Source organism: Thermoplasmata archaeon (assembly GCA_035632695.1).
GTDB lineage: Archaea > Thermoplasmatota > Thermoplasmata > RBG-16-68-12 > RBG-16-68-12 > RBG-16-68-12.
In genome coordinates, this window is the sequence record DASQGG010000044.1 from 1 (window position 1) to 15,782 (window position 15,782).

The following is a 15,782-nucleotide window of genomic DNA, read 5'->3' on the forward strand; positions in this document are numbered from 1 at the left end:
GGCCGGCCTGGGACTCCGCGTGGTCCGGGAGGCGGACCTGCCCTCCTGGGGGGACAAAGGTTGATAACGCACAGGAGAATACGAGGCCGCTCCGGGGGAGAGACCCGATGTTGAAGGAGTGCCGTTCTCATGGTTACTTCCGGGCCGAGGTGTGCCCGCTCTGCGGCGACGAGGGGAAGTTCCTCCTGAACGACGAGGAGGTCGAAACCCTCGGCCGGACCATGGCGGGCGTGCTGCGGCACTTCCCGGAACGCTACGGCCTCGAGATGGACACCCACGGGTGGGTCGACCTCCGCGACTTCCTGACCGCGGCCCAGATCCGGAACAAGCGGTTCAAGTTCCTCCGACCCCACCACGTGATCGGCCTGATCGAGACGGACCCCAAGGGCCGCTACCAGTTCGAGGACGGGAACATGCGCGCGACGTACGGGCACTCCATGGACATCGACCTCGACCTCCCGACGGAGGGGATCCCCGACATCCTCTACTACCCCACGACGGAGGAGGAGTCCCATCTGCTCCTCGAGGCGGGCCTCCGACCGTCGGACCGGAAGATGGTCCACCTCAGCGCCACGTTCGAGGCCGCCCTCGAGGCGGGCCGCGTCCGCATCCAGACGCCCGTGATCCTGGAGATCGACGCGAAGGGCGCGCGGGCCGCGGGGACCGTAATCATGAAGGCCGGGAAGACCGTGTACACGACCAAGGAGGTCCCCGGCGAGTTCCTCAAGCGGTCCCAGCGAGTCGAGGAGGAGTTGCCTCCGGCGGAGAGCGCGGATGGCCCGAGCGCCTGATGTGCGTTTCCATGGGTAAACATTTCATTCAATATCTTTATCAGTCCTAGGCCATTATCGCCGCCACCTGAAGGAGCGTGAGACATGCCGACCGCGTTCGACTTAATTGGTCACAACGCCGCGTTGCAGGAGCATTGGATCCGCCGCCTCATCGCTGCCATCATCGACGGCATCCTGCTCTCCATCATCCTGTTCATCTTCAACTTCGCCTTCGCCGTATTCCTGTGGGGCATCTTCCTCTGGCCCTTGTTCGGCGGGGTCCTGTGGTGGCTCTACAGCACGATCTTCGAGGGAACCATCGGCGCGACGATCGGCAAGAAGCTCGTCTCCCTCCAGGTCGTCGCCGTGGACGGCCTCATGGACCTGCCCCGCGCGATGATCCGCAACGTCTCCAAGGTCTACTGGATCATCTTCCTGATCGATCTTCTCCTGGGCGCCGCGACGGAGGGCGACCCCCGCCAACGGTACCTGGACCGGATCGCCCGCACCACGGTGACCCGGGTGGACCAGCAGGCGTACATGGAGGAGCAGTTCCGCATGATGCAGCACGTCCCTCCGCGGCCCACGCCGCCGCCCCCGGGTGCGTATGCGGCGCCGGGCGCCCCGCAGGCCCCGCCGGCGCCGTCCGCGGCCGCGCCGCCTCCGGGCGGCTGGCCCCAGCAGCCGGGCACCTGGCCGGGACAAGCTCCCCCACAGAGCCAGTGGCCCCAGCACCAGTGGGACGAGGAAGGCCGGCTGAAGCCCGAGATGAAGTTCTGCACGGCATGCGGCGGCCAGCTGGTCGCCCGGGGCGACGGCAAGCTCACCTGTGTCCGCTGCGGCGCGGTCTACTGATCACAGGAGCCCGGCCTGGAGCCAGACTACATTGAACAGGACCATGCCGAAGTAGCTCGCGACGAGCACGGCCCCGCTCCTCGAGCTGATCCGCCATTCGCCGAACATCAAGGCCAGGAGCAGGAACGACGACAGGACCATGGCCGCGAGCACGGGCAGGAGCATGGCCACGCTGTGCGTGCCCGGGTTCACGATCCCGATCATGCCCAGGGTGAGGAGCGTCGTGACCACGCTCGCTCCGATCCCCTCGCCGAGGACGAGGTCCGTGTAGCCCTGGCGGGTCGCGTGGAACGCCGCGGCGATGTCGGGCAGCGAGGTGGCCAAAGCGACCACGGTGATCCCGAGGAGCCACGGGCTCAGGCCGCTTGTCTGGGACAGCCCGATGGCCCCCTGAACGAGGAACTCCGCGCCCATCACGGACCAGAGCACGCCGAAGAGGAGCCACTTGAGGCCTGCGCGGACCTCGACCTTGCGGCCGAACAGCCAGCCCGTGAGCTCCATCTCGATCCGCATGTTCTCGATGCGGCTCTCGATCTCCTCCTCGGGGCTTGTCTTCTGGGACACCAGGAGGTTCAGCGTGTAGGGAACGAACAAGGCGATGAGCGCGATCCCTTTGAAGATCGTGAAGTCGCCGTCGAGGAGCAGGGTCGCGGCGACCAGGCTGACGACCGCGAGGAAGACGGCGTCCCGCAGGACGATCTCCTTGGTCGCCTTGATCGGCTTCACGATCGCGCTCAGGCCGATCACGAAGGCGATCGTCACCACGTTCGAGGCGAGCGCGTTCCCGAGGGCCAAGTCGGGGCTCCCGTCCTTGACCGCCACGCCGCTGACCAGGAGCTCGGGCATCGCGGACAGCGTGGAGACGAGGAGGGCGCCGACCACGAACCGGCTCCTCCCGATCTTCCCGGAGAGCTTGGCCGCGTTGTCCGTGAGGAACTTGGCACCCTGGTTGAGGACGACGAAGCCCACAGCGATGGCTCCGATCCACAGCGCCACGGAAGCGACGAGCATCCGCTGTCCGATCCCTTCTGTGGGGCGCACACACGATGTCACGCGATATGAACGTTCGTGCGAGCGCCGCGTCGGATTGACAATCCGCGCGCGCGAGGATGCCTAGAGTGGATCGGCTTCGAGCCGGTGGAGCGCGCGCAGGGCGAGGAAGGTAATCATCTTGGAGGGCTTGCCTTGGAGTTCGAGCCGGAGGTTGCCGTTCGCTCCCTCCAACCTCCATCGCCCGTCCGAGAGGCGCTTGGATAGGAGCAGGCGGAGGGCTTCCGCCATCCGCGGGTCGTAGCCGTATCCGAGCTTGGCGAGGAAGTCCAACCCGACGAGGAGGTCGTACCAATAGTGCCAGGGATAATGGAGCTGACTCCACCGGGGGTACGGAGCGCCTTCGTGGAGGAGCCTCCGATTCAGGAAGAACTCCGCGCCGCGACGGGCCGACGCTCGGACGTCCGCGGTCCGTTTCGACGCGGGGATGGCGGCAAAGGCTGCCATGGCCTCCCACGCATCCAGGGTACTTCTCCCGGGCGGCCGGCAGTCCCAGCCTCCCTCCTCGAGCTGCGCATCGAGGAGCCAGAGGACGCCTCCCCAGGTTCGCGGGTCGTCCACGTAGCCCAGCTGCACGAGGGTCCGCACCATGATTCCCGTGGAGCAGAAGTGGCTCGGCTTCGGCGGTCCGAACGGGGAAAAGCCTCCGTCGGGCGCGAGATGAATCCGTAGCATGTGCTCGACGCCGTTGGCGATCCGCGGGTCCTCCCGGGTGAGCCCGAGGTCCGCGAGGACCGCCAGGGACCAGTACGTCCCATTCACCTTCGGCCAGTAGCAGGTGGTCTTCGTTTCCCACCAGGTGCGCTCCCGCTGCCGCGCGAGGATGGCCGAGGCCCAGCCCGCGGCCGGGATGGCCTGGCGGTATGCGTCGAGGGTCGTCACCGTGGGCCGAGGGCGGAGCAGGTCGCGGGATGCCAGGAAGCGCATGGCGGGCTCCTCAGGCTCGAGGAGCCATGCCATGACGGGATCATCCGCGGCGAAGGAGACCATGGTCCTCAGGTGACGAGCTCCGCGAGCCGCCCGCTCTCGATGCCGCGGCGAATCTCCATGGCGATGCGACGGCCCGTGCTCATGGGCCGTCTCCACAGGCTGTTCCCGTAGGGGTGGCCGACGGAGACGTGGACGTTGGTCCCACCTCCGATTCGCGGGGCGACGTCGTAGATGTAGAAACGGAGGTCCTTGTCCACTGCGGTCTGGAGGGTGAAGGGTCCGATGATGCCGGGCGCGTAGTGCTCCTGGGTCGCCTTCACGTACCGCTCCGCGAGGTCGAACGCATCCCGGAGGCTGGACTCCCGCAGGGTCGCGCTGTTGTGACCCACAACCGTGTACTCGGGGATCCGCTGGTCCTCGCCCAGGGTGAGCTGCTGCTCCGCGGGGAGGCGCACATGCCCGTCCAACGAGGTCTCGAACCGCCAGTCGATGCCGAGGAGTTCGATCCGCTCCGCCTCCTCCTCGATGGGCGAGTAGAAGAAGTCGAAGTTGAAGATCGGCCCGACGATGTACCGTTCGATCCGCGCGATCGTCAGGTCCTCCTTGGAAATCACGCCCTGCTTGAGGAGCTTGTCCGACTTCTCCTTGTACTCCTTCGCGCTCGCCGCCGTGAAGAAGCCGCGCTCCAGCTTCTTCACCTTGTGGTGGAGCTTCACGATCACGAGCCCGTCGATCTCCTTGGGGTCCTCGATCTTCTCCGGGAACGGCAGCTTCGCCGTCTCGAGCAGCCAGTAGTAGCTCCGCTCCTCCTCGCGCTCCTCGGTCCGCAACAGGTTGCGGCTCCCGAACAACGGCACCCGGAACCCGTCCTCGATGTCGGACAGATCGCAGTACGAGGTGAAGGAACGGTTGGGGACAAAGACGGTGTGGGTCTTCCGCAGCCGGTCTTGGATCTTCGCGGACAGGACCTCGCGGAACTTGGGCAGGACGAGGGCCTCGTCGACGCACCCGCGTACGAGGCGCCCGTCCGGGTCGCGCAGGGCGCGGAAGTACCGCGCGTACGGAGCCTCTCGGCCCGCCTCGCAGACGGCCAGCGTGCGGAAGCCCTCCTCCGCGGCACCGTCGCACACGTCCAGGGCCGAGTGGGAGGCGATGGTCCCGATGCGGATCGCGGAGGGCTCGTACTTCTCCAGGACCTCCACGACGGCCTCGCGGTCAATCATGGCCCACCCAACGGAGGACGGATGGGGCGAGCGTCCTTAATGCTTTGGGACTGCGGGGGAAAGGAAGGGTCCGGGTTCCTCAGAACCCGGACACGGCGAACCAGGGACCGCTCGGCGACCCGCTGAACGAACCGCGGACCAACAAGATCGGCGCAAAGCAGGAACTGGGCAGGGTCAGCATCTGGTCGAGCTTGGCGTTGCCCGAGGCGGTCGCGGGCACCGGGTTCGTGTTCACGTTGGTGACCGCACCCGAGTTGTCGACGCAACTCAGCGTCGCGAAGAAGTAGGGCGCAGGGTTCACGCCGGCGAGGCCCTTGGTTTGGGCGGTCGCGTTGGACGGATCGATCACGAGGCCATCGACCTCGACCGCGAGCTCGCCATTCGCCTTGAGCTTGGCCGTCCCACTTGCGATCACCCACGGGAGCCCGCCTCCGCTCACGCCGCGCAACGGCATCTCGGATCCTAGGAAGTGCCCCGAGACCCCGACGAAACTGTCGAATGTGAGCACAGGCCTCGCCGACGAACTCGCCGTCAGAGGGACGGCCGCAACGAACGCCAAGCTCGCAATCACCGATAGACCCACCGCAAGGCCAACCACTCGTTTCACCTGGATACCTCCTCGCCTGCCGCGGCAGTGCACCTGCGCGGCCCGAGCGGCGTTCCTCTCCCCGGACCACCGTATGTGGCTTTGCCCCAAATTCGCCCGATTCGAACCCGGAGGGGGTTTGGCCGGAAGTCCGAACTCACTTCACACCCAGGCGACGGGAGGCAAGCGCAGCGCCTCGGGAGAGGGCCTCGAGCTTGTGGAGCGCCACCTCGTGCGTAACGTTCCCGAATCCCAGGAACGTCTCGAAGCCGCAGTCGGTTCCCCCGAGCAGGTTCTTGGGATCGAAGCCCTCGATTCGGCCGAAGCGTTCGAGGCGGGTCGCGATCGTCTCGGGCGTCTCTACGAAGGGCGTCTTCACGTCGACCACGCCCGCCGCGAACCGCAGCCCCTTGGGCCACCCGTGCTCCTTCACGTACGCCTCGACGGCGAGGGCGTCCCCTTCGTGCCGAGGGTTCGCGGCCTCTCCCACGATCGTCCCGGCCTTGAGCCGCGCGAGCTGCGGGAGGACCCGCGCGAAGTCCGGATCGTTCCGATGGGACGCCAGGTAGTTCCCGTAGCAGTAGTGGACGCGGATCCGATCCGCGGGCAGGCCCGCGATCGCCTCGTTGATCGCATCCACATGGAGGGGCAGCAACTCATAGTACTCCGCGCCCCACGCCGCCGTGTTCCGGCCCATGGCCAAGTCCGGGGAATCGACCTGGAGGTCCACGCCGTCCACGGAGAGAATCGCACGGTACTCCTTGCGGAGCTCCTTGGCGAGACCGAACAGGTAGTCGCGGTGCGTCTTGTACGGACCGCCGCGGGTGAAGAAGATCGTCGTGACCCCGGGCGATGGCGAGGGGACGAAGATCCGCGAGGCGCCCTCTTCCTTCGCGAGCCGCGCCGCCTGCGCCGCTTCCTCCTTGGCCAAGGCTTCGCCGTGGTATGTCAGGGCGCTCTCGATTGCGGGCGCCTGGAACGGGCCGCCCTCCTGGGAGGCGAGCGCCTGGAGGAGCGCCGGATTGGACTCCTGGAATTCCTGGACCAGAGCCTCGGGGAACCGCATGGGCGCCCGGACCGCCTTCGAGAATCCGTCGAACCGGTTCGGCAGGAAGTTCGTGTAGCCGGCCTTGCGCTGCTCTCCGTTGCTCACCGCATACAGACCGAACGTGCTCCCGTGCGGATGGACCTGGTCTCGGATCGCGGCACGCTCCGCGTCCTCGACGATCTTCCGGTGTTCGGCGCCCAGTTCCCCCGTCGGGCTCTGGGCGAGGAGCTTTGCGATCTCGGGGGGGCGGTACCAGCTTCCGGTCATCGTGGTGTGGATGGGCATGCGGGGCACACGGACGGGCGGGAGTAATATGACCTATTACTATAGGAATGCCCAACGGAATGCCGCCCCGCGCGCCTCCGGGGCTCGCGGCCAAGATCTCCCGCCACCGGAGGAACGTCTTTATCGCGGAAGCCGTTTCGCGGCCTAGATGCAGACCCGGGCCGTGAAGTGGTGGGGCTGGGGGTGGGATGACCGCTCGCGACCCGTGGAAGGGCACCCAGCGCTCTGGGCGTACCTCCAGACGCGGCTCAAGATCGACCCGCGGATCCACCGGCCCGTGCCGCCCATCGATTCGGTTCGCATCCCGCCCTCCCTCCTGTCTCCGGACGCAATCGCGGAACTCGAGAAGCTCGTCGGCGAGGGCAACGTCTCCCTCGAGCCGCGAGACCGAATCGCGCATGCCCTCGGACGGAGCTACAAGGATCTCGTGCGTCTCAGGAGCGGCATGCTCCTCCGCGCCCCGGACGCGGTCCTGTTTCCCGAAGACGAGGGCGCGGTGGGCGCGACCCTTGAGCTCGCGCGCCGGCGGCGTTACGCCCTCGTCCCCTTCGGAGGCGGCACGAGCGTCGTGGGGGGTGTGGAGCCCCTCGCCGACGGCACGTACGCCGCCTCCCTGACCCTCGACCTGCGGCGCATGCACCGGGTCAAGGCGATCGACGAGCATTCCGGACTGGTCGTCGCCGAGCCCGGGATCCGAGGACCGCTTCTCGAGGAGGCCCTCGCGGCGAAGTCGCTCACCCTGGGCCACTTCCCGCAGTCCTGGGAGTTCTCGACCCTGGGCGGTTGGATCGCCACGCGGGCCGCGGGAGGCATGTCAAACCGGTACGGCCGGATCGACGACCTCGTCGTGGGTCTGCGGCTCGTGGCTCCGGCGCGGACTCTCGAAGTCCGGCCGCTCCCCGGACAGGACCACGGGCCCGATCTCAAGGAGCTCATCCTCGGATCGGAGGGAATCCTCGGCGTGATCACGGAGGCCACGGTCCGTGCGCACCCGCTGCCGGCGGCCCGGGAGTTCGCCTCCCGGCTCTTCCACACGTTCGAGGAAGGCATGGCGGCCCTCCGGGCCATGGCCCGCGAGGACGCGCTGCCCGACATGACGTACCTGAGCGACGAAGAGGAGACCCGGTTCCTGGCGGCGGAGGCGGGCGTCGGGCCGACCGGAGGCGGCGGAGCCGCGGGGCTCGGGCTCAAGATCCTTTCTGCGCGCGGGTACCAGATCGATCAGGGCAGCTTGCTCCTCATGGCGTTCGAGGGATCTGCGGAGCGGGTCGCGCACCGTCAGCAGCGCGCGCTGCGTCTCGCGCAGCCTGCGGCAAGCCTGGGCGCGGGACCCGCGAAGCGCTGGTATGCGGAGCGGTTCGAGACGCCCTACCTGAGGGATTCCCTGTTGGACCACGGCATCCTGGTCGACACCGTGGAGACCGCCGCCTCGTGGTCGAACCTCATGGGCGTCTACCAGGCGGGGGGCAAGGCGCTCCAGACGGCGATCTGGGAGCATGCGGGTGCAGGTCTCGTGCTCTGCCATATCTCCCACGTCTATCCGGACGGAGCCTCGCTGTACTTCACGTTCTTCGGCACCGCGCGGCAGGGGCAGGAGGTGGCTCAGTGGGAGGCGATCAAGGACGCGGTCACGGTCGCCTTCGTGGAGGCCGGCGGCGCATTGAGCCACCACCACGGGATCGGTGCGGACTACGCGCCGTACCTCGGGCGGGTTGTGGGGGAGGACGGACTCCTCGTCCTGCGCGCCCTGAAGCGGGAGCTCGACCCCGAGGGAATCATGAATCCCGGGAAGCTCGTGGGAGCCCGATGAGCGCGGACTTCTCGGCCCGACGCCGCGCGGCGAACCTGGAGCGCATGGGGTCCGAACCGTTCGACCTCCTGGTCATCGGCGGGGGCATTGTCGGCGCGGGAATCGCCCGCGACGCCGCCTTGCGCGGTCTCAAGACGACCTTGGTCGAGCGCGGCGATTTCGCCTCGGGCACAAGCGGCAAAACCTCACGCCTCGTCCACGGCGGCCTGCGGTATCTGAAGAACTTCAAGGTCGGCCTCGTGCGGCAGGCCGTGCGGGAGCGCGATCTCCTGCTCGAACGGGCGCCCTCGCTCGTGACGCCGCTCGCCTTCACGATCCCCGCCTACGCGGGCCGAGGCATGGGCCGGACCACGCTCCGGTTTGGCCTCTGGGTCTACGATTTCCTGTCGCGGGACAAAGTCCTCCCGCGGCGGCGGTGGCTTTCCACGGAGGCAGTGAAGGAACGCGAGCCGCGGCTCGGAGAAGCGGGGCTCCACGGGGGCGGCCTCTATCACGACGCACTGCCCAACGATGCGCGACTCGTGCTCTCCGTGGTCCGGGACGCCGCGGACCGCGGTGCCGTTGTAGCGAACTACGCCGAGGTGACGGGACTGCTGCACGCCGGTGGTCAGGTGTCGGGCGCGCGAATCCGCGACCGGGAGATGCAGCGCGAGTTCGACACCCATGCCGCCGTCGTGGTGAACGCGACAGGAGTGTGGGTTGACCGCCTTCGGTCCCCGCCTGAAGCGGGCGCGGCCCTCCGACCCACCAAGGGCATCCACGTGTTCCTGCCCCGGAGCAAGGTCGGAAACCGCGAGGCCGTCGTGCTCAGCGCGAAGCGGGACGGCCGCATGCTGTTCGTCCTTCCCTGGGGCCGCCTGACCCTGGTCGGTACCACGGACACGGATTTCCGAGGTGACCTCGACCGCGTCGTTCCGGACGCGGACGACGTCGAGTACCTCTTGGAGTCCGTGAACGAGGCGTTCCCCGACGCCCGCGTCGGCGTCCCGGACGTCGTCAGCGCGTACGCGGGGCTCCGTCCCCTCATCCTCGAGGGAGCGACGGCAACGGAGGAATCGGACATCTCCCGCGAGCACGAGATCTTCCGCGATCCCGACGGCCTGGTCTCCGTCGCCGGCGGCAAACTCACGACGCACCGGGCCATGGCCCGGGAGGTCGTGGATCTGGTGTGCCGGACGCTTGGCCGGTCCTCGGCCTGCACGACCTCGGACGCCTCCCTGGGACCGCGGCCCGGAGGCACGGAAGAGCTGCGAGGCCAGGGGATCGACGAGACGTTCGCGTCCTTCCTCGCGTCGCGCCATCCCATCGACGACGTTCGACCGTGGCTCGGCAAGCCCTCCACGGAAGGCCGCATCGTTCCCGACCTCCCGTACCTGTGGATCGAGGTGAGCATCGCGGCGGAGAACGAGATGGCGATGACCCTCGCGGACGTCATGGTCCGCCGGCTCGGCCTGTTCTACGAGTCCCTCGACCAGGGAGCTTCCGTCGCCGCCGCGGTGGCGGAGCGGCTGGGCACTCACCTGGGATGGGACGAGGCCCGGAAGGAGCGCGAGCTCGAGGGGTATCGCGACCTCATTGCGGAAAGTCGGCGGTACCGGGAGGGCCATGGTCGCTGAGACCGTCTTCATCGTGAACCCGGTCTCGGGGAACGGGAGGACGGCGAAGCACTGGCGCTCCTACGACCGGGTCTTCCGTCAGCATCTCGGGCGGACATACGAGGTCCGGATGACCCAGGGGCCCTGGCACGCCGCAGAACTGGCGAAGGAGGCGGTCGTCAACGGCGCGACCACGGTTGTGAGCGTGGGCGGCGACGGGACGCTGAACGAGGTGACCAACGGATTCCTGGACGGCACGGGCCGCCCGTGGAACCCCGACGCCCGACTCGCGGTCCTCTCCGTGGGGACGGGATCCGACTTCATCAAGACCCTGGGCGAGACGCGGAGCCCGGAGGACCTCGTCGCGCGCCTCAAGGAGGGACGCACGCGGACGATTGACGCAGGGCTTTGCGAGTACTCGGAGGCGGGGGCGCCGCGGTCCCGGTACTTCATCAACATCGCGGAGGTGGGCTCCGGGGGCGCCGTGGTGGACCGGGTGAACCGGACCACGAAGATCCTCGGCGGCCGACTGAGCTTCCTCCTCGCAATCCTCCGCACGCTGCCGAACTACCGGAACACCCGGATGGGGTACGAGGCGGACGCGGGACCGCGGACCGAGGCGGTCGTCAACGACTTGGTCGTCGCGAACGGCCGGTTCTTCGGCGGTGGGCTGCAGCCGGCGCCCAAGGCCGACCTCGAGGATGGCCTGTTGGACGTCGTCCTCATCGGGGATATCGACTTCAAGACCACGCGCAAGAACCTCGGGCTCCTCCGGGAAGGGACACATCTCGACCTGCCGTACATCACCTGGTTCCGCGCGAAGGAGCTCGTCGTCCACACCGCGGACGAGATGATCGACCTGGACGGGGAGTCCGTGGGCCGCCACGCGCTGCGATTCCAGGTCCTTCCGCGCGCCGTCCGCCTCGTCGACTGAGAAAAAAGGCCGATAGCCCCGGGCAGATTCGAACTGCCGTCGCGAGGTCTCCCCTCGGACCGCGCGGGTCCGATCCAGAGCCTCGAATCATTGGCCGCTAGACCACGGGGCTGCGACCGCGATTCAACAGGGAGGTCGTATTTTGACTTTTCCTACTGGGTCGCCTCGCGCAGACGCTTGAGAACCCAGTCCTTCTCGAGGACCGCAAGGAACGGCGCGGCACGGGGTCCGCGTTCCTTTCCCAGGAGCACGAGATACAGATCACGGAAGAACCGGGTGGTGTCCACGGTCAGTTTCCCCACCTTGGTCAGGGAGACCATGGAGTCCTTGATCGCCTCCTCGGTCCATGGGGCCTTCACGGCCCGCTCGAGGTATGCTCGGAGTGCGGCGCGATCCCGATCGTCGAGCGCACGCTCGACCTCGGGCGTGAGCGCCTCGAGGAGGACGACCTTGTTCTCGGGCATGTACTTCTCGACCCAGGACCGGGACTGCTCGATGCGGCGCGCAACCCGCGCCCGCTCCCAGTCCGTGAGTTCCCGGTCGAGCAGCCCCGTGTCCCGCATCCGCCCCAGGCACCACTCGAGGCGGTCCTCCTCGGGGCCGATCTGGCCCAGGAAGGAGGCGTGGCGGTACGAAAGCCGGAACGGCTCCTCCTTCGGGATGGGTTGGAGCTGGGCGAGCTCGTAGGAGCGCGCCTGATCGTCCTCGTCGCCCTCCCGCTCGTCCGTGTAGCACAGCTGTTCCGCACGGTCGTACGTGTCGTGCATCCCGTCCACGCGGGACAGGTCCAGGACGATCCTCCGCTGGATCGGGTTGAACGCGTACACGTACCGGATCACCTCGGGGTCGCCAATCTCGAGCCACGCCCGCGGCGAGAAGCCGATGAAGTCCGAGGACCCCATGTCGCCGAGATCCTTCCCGTGGTCCGCCTGCCCTACCCACTCGTACGGGATCCCCATGGGAGCGCGGGTCTTCAAGAGGGTCTCGCACACCTCCTTGCAGGAGTCCCGGGATCCCCCGGGCGTCGCGTGGTCCTTCCCGAAGGGCTCGATGTCCACCTTGTACACCTTCCAGAGCGCGGCCCACTCGAGCCGCCAGTTCAGCTTGCCCTTCTCGATGGAGGACTTGCCTCTGCTCCCGCACTTGGGGCAGTCGTACTCCGCGATCATCCCCTTGAGCGCCACGGTCCGCGCGCCGATCTTCCCGCAGTGCTCGCAGAAGGCCTCGAACGGGAGCCAGCCCGCCGGATACGGGTGGCGTTCGCGGTACTTGTTCACGATCGCCCGGACCTGCTCGGGCCGGGAGACGAGGTCGTGCACGACCGCCTGCATGGCGGGGTTCTTGTACGCGTCCGTCGTGGTCACGATGCGGATGTCCGGCGTGAAGCGGTCGAGGACGCCGCCGAAGTCGACCCAGTAGTGCTCAACCCAGTTCTTGTGGCAGCCCTTCGGGTCCGGCACGTCGATCAAACGCCGGCCGATGTACGCCTTCCCCTCGTCGTCGGGGAACTGGGCCAGCTGGCCCTCCTTGGACTTCCACTCGTCCTGCGTGTACAGGACGAGGCTCTCGGTGGCCTTGCGGCCTTCGTCGCGGAAGCTCCGGGTCAGGAGCTGCGCGAGGGTGATCTCGCCCCGGAGTCGGCCCACGTGTTGGAGGCCGCTCACGCTGAGGCCGCCGTTGATCACGAGGTCCTTCTTCTCCCCGACGTACGCCTTCGCATCGAGGAGAAGTTCGTCGTACCAGTGGGTCAGGCGAATCGCCCGGATCGGTGGGAGGGAATCCCGCGCATAAACGTTTGCCGGCCGTGGGAGCCGTCCGCGTTCAGGCTATGGCGCGGGCTCGGATCAGCGCGCGCAGCGGTGTCCCGTCGAGGTCGTCGTGGCCCGTCTTGTTCACGAGGACGACCGTGAGAATCGGGGTGCCGCCGGCCGCGTGGACGTCCGCGATGGCTGCCTTGAGGGTCTCGCCCGTCGACACGACGTCGTCCACGATGACCATCTTCTTGCCCTCGACGCTCGCGTAGTTGGACGAGAAGGCGCCACCCTTCCCGTGGCGCTCCTGGCTCGGGCGGTAGATCGCGAGCTCCTTGCCCAATTCCTCGCTGATGACTGTGGCCAGGGGGACGCCGTTGATCGCGATGCCCACCACGCCGTCCGCCTCGAGCGAGCGCTTCTCGAGCTCCTCGAGAATGATGTCCGTCATGGCCGCGCCGACGTAGCCGATCCGGTTCCCGAAGACCCCGAGGGACCGCCATCCGATCTTCACGTCCTTGGGCGGCTGGCCGCCCTTGACGCCTCGAGTGATGAGCCACGTGACCGTCTCCGTGGACAGGTGCAGCTCGTCCGCGATCTCTTTCTCCGAGAGGCCCTTGTCCTTGTACTCGAGGGCCTTCTTCGCGATCGCATCGATGCTCTTCATTCCCTCTCCCTTCGCGCCGCGCGATGTTGCGGCGTCGATATTAAGGTATCGTCCTGGTCCTTGACGCACCCTTCGTTCCCCGCGAAAAATCACGTGGCATCGACGGCCGAGGCATTCGCTTAAGGTCCCGCAGCCCCATGCGTCGCAGAGGAGGGAGCGACGTTGCGGAAAGGGATCCTGTACGCCGGCGTGGCGGTGCTCGTCCTCGGGCTCGTGGTGTTCGTGATCGCGGACCTGGGGGCCGGGCAAGCCTACTCGGCACTCGTGGGCTGCCTGAATGGGTTCCCGGCGAACCCGACGTATCCCATGCCGCCGGCCTGCTCGGACGCCATGAGAGCGATCGCGATGTACGGAGGCCTCGAGATCGTGGGCGGCATCCTGGGGCTCGTGGGAATCGTGCTGCTCGTGATCGGACTTGTCCTTCCGCCCGAGCGGCCGGTTCCTGCGGTCATGCCGTACTACCCCCCTCCGGTCTACGGGGGACCGACCGGCTACACACCGCCGCAGGGCCCGCAATCGCCGCCCCCGCAGCCGTGAGCGCCCTGGACGCAGGTGGGCCCGCGAACCGAAGGGTACGACCTAAACGCTTATGGCGCGGCAACTCCCCTCGACGGACCGCATGGCGGAGGACCAGACCTACCTCTATCTCCTCGTGATCGTCGCGCTCGTGGCGGTCCTCGGGCTCGGCCTTGCAGCCGCGAGCTTGGCGACGAACGAGTCCGTGGGGCGTATGATGGGGGCCGGCGGAGGGAACATGATGGGTTCCCCCGGCGGGGCGGGCGTCACCTCGACGCCCGGCGTGTTCGAGTGGACCATCCTCGTCGTTTCCATGGCGGCCTTGGTCCTGGCCGTGGGTCTCCTGATCCGGGGTCGACATCCCCAGGCGCCGACGGAACCGAGGCGCGAGGCCCCGTCGTTCCCCGGCGGAGGATCGCTCGAGCCCGTGCAGGCCCGCGACCCCGCGCTCGCGGTGCCCCCGCCGGCAGCCCCCGTCCCGGCCGTCCCCGAACCCGCGCTCGTCAAGCTTCTGGACGCGGACGAGAAGCGGATGTACCTCGAACTCCGGGACCACGGAGGTCAGATGTTCCAGCGGGACCTCGTCGCGTTGGGCGTCTTCTCCAAGGCGAAGGTGACGCGGGTCCTCGACAAGCTCGAGGCCAAGGGCCTGGTCGTCCGGGAAGCGCACGGGATGACGAACCGCGTGCGCCTCGTCAACCTCTCGCCGAGATAGCCCACCCGGGCTGATTCCGGGTTTCTGAAACTCGTTTCACCCCGTTTCACGGAGTCTTCTAGGGGCGTTTCATCCCATGGGGATGCAGGAGGTTTCGGATATGAAGACGGCAATCCTCGTGGCCCTCGCGGCGCTGGCCGTGGTCGGACTGGGCGTTGGGATCGTCGCGGCGCAGGCGGCGAGCGCCCCTCACGCGACCAACGGCGGCATGCAGGGCGGCTACAACGGTGGCATGATGGGCGGATCGCATGGCGGGATGATGGGCGGCCAGTACGGCGGCGGCATGATGGGGAACGGCGGCTGCGGCTGCGCCAACGCGCAGTACTGCCAGAACTACATGAACGACCACAACTACTCGTGGAACCACACCTACGGCGGCATGATGGGCTGATCCGTTCCATGCCGGGGCGGCGGGCTGCCGCCCCGGCCCTTTTCACAGCCCTCGCGCGCGCAGCTTGCGCAGCTCCCGGACCTTGTACTCGAAGAGCTTCCGCATGTACCGCATGGGGATCGAGCCCGCGTACAGGTACGTGTCGTGGAAGAACTTGTCCGAGTACTGCCTGCCGAGGCCCTTCTTCACGTCCTTCCGCAGCTCCAGGATCAGGTGCTTGCCCGTGAGGTACGAGAGCGGATACGCGGGCGTGTAGGAGTACCGCTTGACCTCCGCGACGGCACCGGGCCGCTCGAAGCCGCACTCCGTCACAAGGAAGTCCACGGCCTCGTCGAACGTCATGCGGCCGCAGTGCAGGTCCACATCGATGAGGATCCGCGCCGCACGCCAGAGCTGATCGAGCATCTGGGCGAACCGGGTCGCGGGGTCGTCCCCGAATCCCTTCTCCTTCATCATCGCCTCGCAGTAGTGCGCCCAGCCCTCCACGGACTCCACGGCGCCGAACGAGAAGAGGCGCGCGAGGGACGGGTTCAGGTTCGCGCAGGAGAGCTGGAGGTGGTGTCCGGGATAGCCCTCGTGGACCGCGGTGTTTCGCGTGCCCGCGTAGGAGTCCTCCTTGAGCATCTCGGGCTTGTCCTCGTACGGCGTGACCAGGT

General features: G+C 67.7%; 16 protein-coding genes and 1 tRNA gene. 8 read left to right on the top strand and 9 right to left on the bottom strand.

Going from position 1 to position 15,782, the window contains the following annotated elements; genetic code table 11:
* Positions 1-107: 107 nt before the first annotated feature.
* Positions 108-791: an RNA 2'-phosphotransferase gene (locus VEY12_03600; GenBank protein HYM39219.1), complete on the top strand. Its 684-nt coding sequence runs from the start codon at positions 108-110 to the stop codon at positions 789-791.
* An 84-nt stretch (positions 792-875) separates the two neighbouring features.
* Complete coding sequence (locus VEY12_03605; GenBank protein HYM39220.1) at positions 876-1,625, top strand: RDD family protein; 750 nt, start codon at positions 876-878, stop codon at positions 1,623-1,625.
* Here VEY12_03605 and VEY12_03610 read toward each other — a convergent pair whose 3' ends face one another.
* The 5 genes from VEY12_03610 to VEY12_03630 form a co-directional block, all read right to left on the bottom strand.
* Positions 1,626-2,666, bottom strand: a complete 1,041-nt coding sequence (locus tag VEY12_03610) for a sodium:calcium antiporter (GenBank protein ID HYM39221.1) — start codon at positions 2,664-2,666, stop codon at positions 1,626-1,628.
* A 72-nt stretch (positions 2,667-2,738) separates the two neighbouring features.
* Positions 2,739-3,665: a hypothetical protein gene (locus VEY12_03615; protein ID HYM39222.1), complete on the bottom strand. Its 927-nt coding sequence runs from the start codon at positions 3,663-3,665 to the stop codon at positions 2,739-2,741.
* 5 nt (positions 3,666-3,670) lie between these two features.
* A complete protein-coding gene (locus tag VEY12_03620) occupies positions 3,671-4,828 on the bottom strand; it encodes a formate--phosphoribosylaminoimidazolecarboxamide ligase family protein (GenBank protein HYM39223.1) in 1,158 nt (385 codons plus the stop codon).
* A gap of 79 nt (positions 4,829-4,907) precedes the next feature.
* On the bottom strand, positions 4,908-5,435 hold the full coding sequence (locus VEY12_03625) for a hypothetical protein (GenBank protein ID HYM39224.1): 528 nt from the start codon (positions 5,433-5,435) through the stop codon (positions 4,908-4,910).
* Positions 5,436-5,571: 136 nt separating this feature from the next.
* On the bottom strand, positions 5,572-6,747 hold the full coding sequence (locus VEY12_03630) for a hypothetical protein (GenBank protein ID HYM39225.1): 1,176 nt from the start codon (positions 6,745-6,747) through the stop codon (positions 5,572-5,574).
* A gap of 148 nt (positions 6,748-6,895) precedes the next feature.
* On the opposite strand from VEY12_03630, the gene VEY12_03635 reads away from it, so the two are divergent.
* From VEY12_03635 to VEY12_03645, 3 genes are read left to right on the top strand one after another with little or no spacing between them, the layout of a single operon-like run.
* Positions 6,896-8,557, top strand: a complete 1,662-nt coding sequence (locus VEY12_03635) for an FAD-binding oxidoreductase (protein ID HYM39226.1) — start codon at positions 6,896-6,898, stop codon at positions 8,555-8,557.
* The gene (locus VEY12_03640; protein HYM39227.1) at positions 8,554-10,173 is read left to right on the top strand and encodes a glycerol-3-phosphate dehydrogenase/oxidase; all 1,620 of its coding nucleotides are present in this window, start codon (positions 8,554-8,556) and stop codon (positions 10,171-10,173) included. The genes VEY12_03635 and VEY12_03640 overlap by 4 nt, the downstream gene beginning before the upstream one ends.
* Positions 10,163-11,086 carry a diacylglycerol kinase family protein gene (locus tag VEY12_03645; GenBank protein ID HYM39228.1) on the top strand — a complete coding sequence of 308 codons (924 nt, stop codon included), beginning with the start codon at positions 10,163-10,165 and terminating at the stop codon, positions 11,084-11,086. Before VEY12_03640 ends, VEY12_03645 begins: the two co-directional genes overlap by 11 nt.
* Positions 11,087-11,099: 13 nt before the next feature.
* Here VEY12_03645 and VEY12_03650 read toward each other — a convergent pair.
* The 3 genes from VEY12_03650 to VEY12_03660 all read right to left on the bottom strand — a co-directional run bounded on the left by VEY12_03650 (position 11,100) and on the right by VEY12_03660 (position 13,504).
* Positions 11,100-11,198 (bottom strand) — tRNA-Gln (locus tag VEY12_03650).
* A 40-nt stretch (positions 11,199-11,238) separates the two neighbouring features.
* Positions 11,239-12,852, bottom strand: coding sequence for a lysine--tRNA ligase (lysS, locus tag VEY12_03655; GenBank protein ID HYM39229.1), 1,614 nt, complete (start codon positions 12,850-12,852; stop codon positions 11,239-11,241).
* A gap of 55 nt (positions 12,853-12,907) precedes the next feature.
* Positions 12,908-13,504, bottom strand: coding sequence for an orotate phosphoribosyltransferase-like protein (locus VEY12_03660; protein ID HYM39230.1), 597 nt, complete (start codon positions 13,502-13,504; stop codon positions 12,908-12,910).
* Positions 13,505-13,666: 162 nt separating this feature from the next.
* On the opposite strand from VEY12_03660, the gene VEY12_03665 reads away from it, so the two are divergent.
* The 3 genes from VEY12_03665 (at position 13,667) to VEY12_03675 (ending at position 15,126) form a co-directional block, all read left to right on the top strand.
* Positions 13,667-14,041: a hypothetical protein gene (locus tag VEY12_03665; GenBank protein HYM39231.1), complete on the top strand. Its 375-nt coding sequence runs from the start codon at positions 13,667-13,669 to the stop codon at positions 14,039-14,041.
* An 82-nt stretch (positions 14,042-14,123) separates the two neighbouring features.
* Positions 14,124-14,735 (top strand): MarR family transcriptional regulator, encoded by a 612-nt coding sequence (locus VEY12_03670; GenBank protein HYM39232.1) that lies wholly within the window; start codon positions 14,124-14,126, stop codon positions 14,733-14,735.
* A 100-nt stretch (positions 14,736-14,835) separates the two neighbouring features.
* Positions 14,836-15,126, top strand: a complete 291-nt coding sequence (locus VEY12_03675) for a hypothetical protein (protein HYM39233.1) — start codon at positions 14,836-14,838, stop codon at positions 15,124-15,126.
* A gap of 42 nt (positions 15,127-15,168) precedes the next feature.
* Here the strand turns inward: VEY12_03675 and VEY12_03680 are convergent.
* The coding region (locus VEY12_03680; GenBank protein HYM39234.1) for a DUF885 domain-containing protein at positions 15,169-15,782 on the bottom strand (614 nt) is incomplete at its 5' end.

Coding starts and splice junctions, on each gene's coding strand:
- VEY12_03640 (HYM39227.1), top strand. CDS start 8,554: ATGAGCGCGGACTTCTCGGCCCGACGCCGCGCGGCGAACCTGGAGCGC.
- VEY12_03605 (HYM39220.1), top strand. CDS start 876: ATGCCGACCGCGTTCGACTTAATTGGTCACAACGCCGCGTTGCAGGAG.
- VEY12_03645 (HYM39228.1), top strand. CDS start 10,163: ATGGTCGCTGAGACCGTCTTCATCGTGAACCCGGTCTCGGGGAACGGG.
- VEY12_03620 (HYM39223.1), bottom strand. CDS start 4,828: ATGATTGACCGCGAGGCCGTCGTGGAGGTCCTGGAGAAGTACGAGCCC.
- VEY12_03615 (HYM39222.1), bottom strand. CDS start 3,665: ATGGTCTCCTTCGCCGCGGATGATCCCGTCATGGCATGGCTCCTCGAG.
- VEY12_03630 (HYM39225.1), bottom strand. CDS start 6,747: ATGCCCATCCACACCACGATGACCGGAAGCTGGTACCGCCCCCCCGAG.
- VEY12_03670 (HYM39232.1), top strand. CDS start 14,124: ATGGCGGAGGACCAGACCTACCTCTATCTCCTCGTGATCGTCGCGCTC.
- VEY12_03675 (HYM39233.1), top strand. CDS start 14,836: ATGAAGACGGCAATCCTCGTGGCCCTCGCGGCGCTGGCCGTGGTCGGA.
- VEY12_03635 (HYM39226.1), top strand. CDS start 6,896: ATGCAGACCCGGGCCGTGAAGTGGTGGGGCTGGGGGTGGGATGACCGC.
- VEY12_03660 (HYM39230.1), bottom strand. CDS start 13,504: ATGAAGAGCATCGATGCGATCGCGAAGAAGGCCCTCGAGTACAAGGAC.
- VEY12_03600 (HYM39219.1), top strand. CDS start 108: ATGTTGAAGGAGTGCCGTTCTCATGGTTACTTCCGGGCCGAGGTGTGC.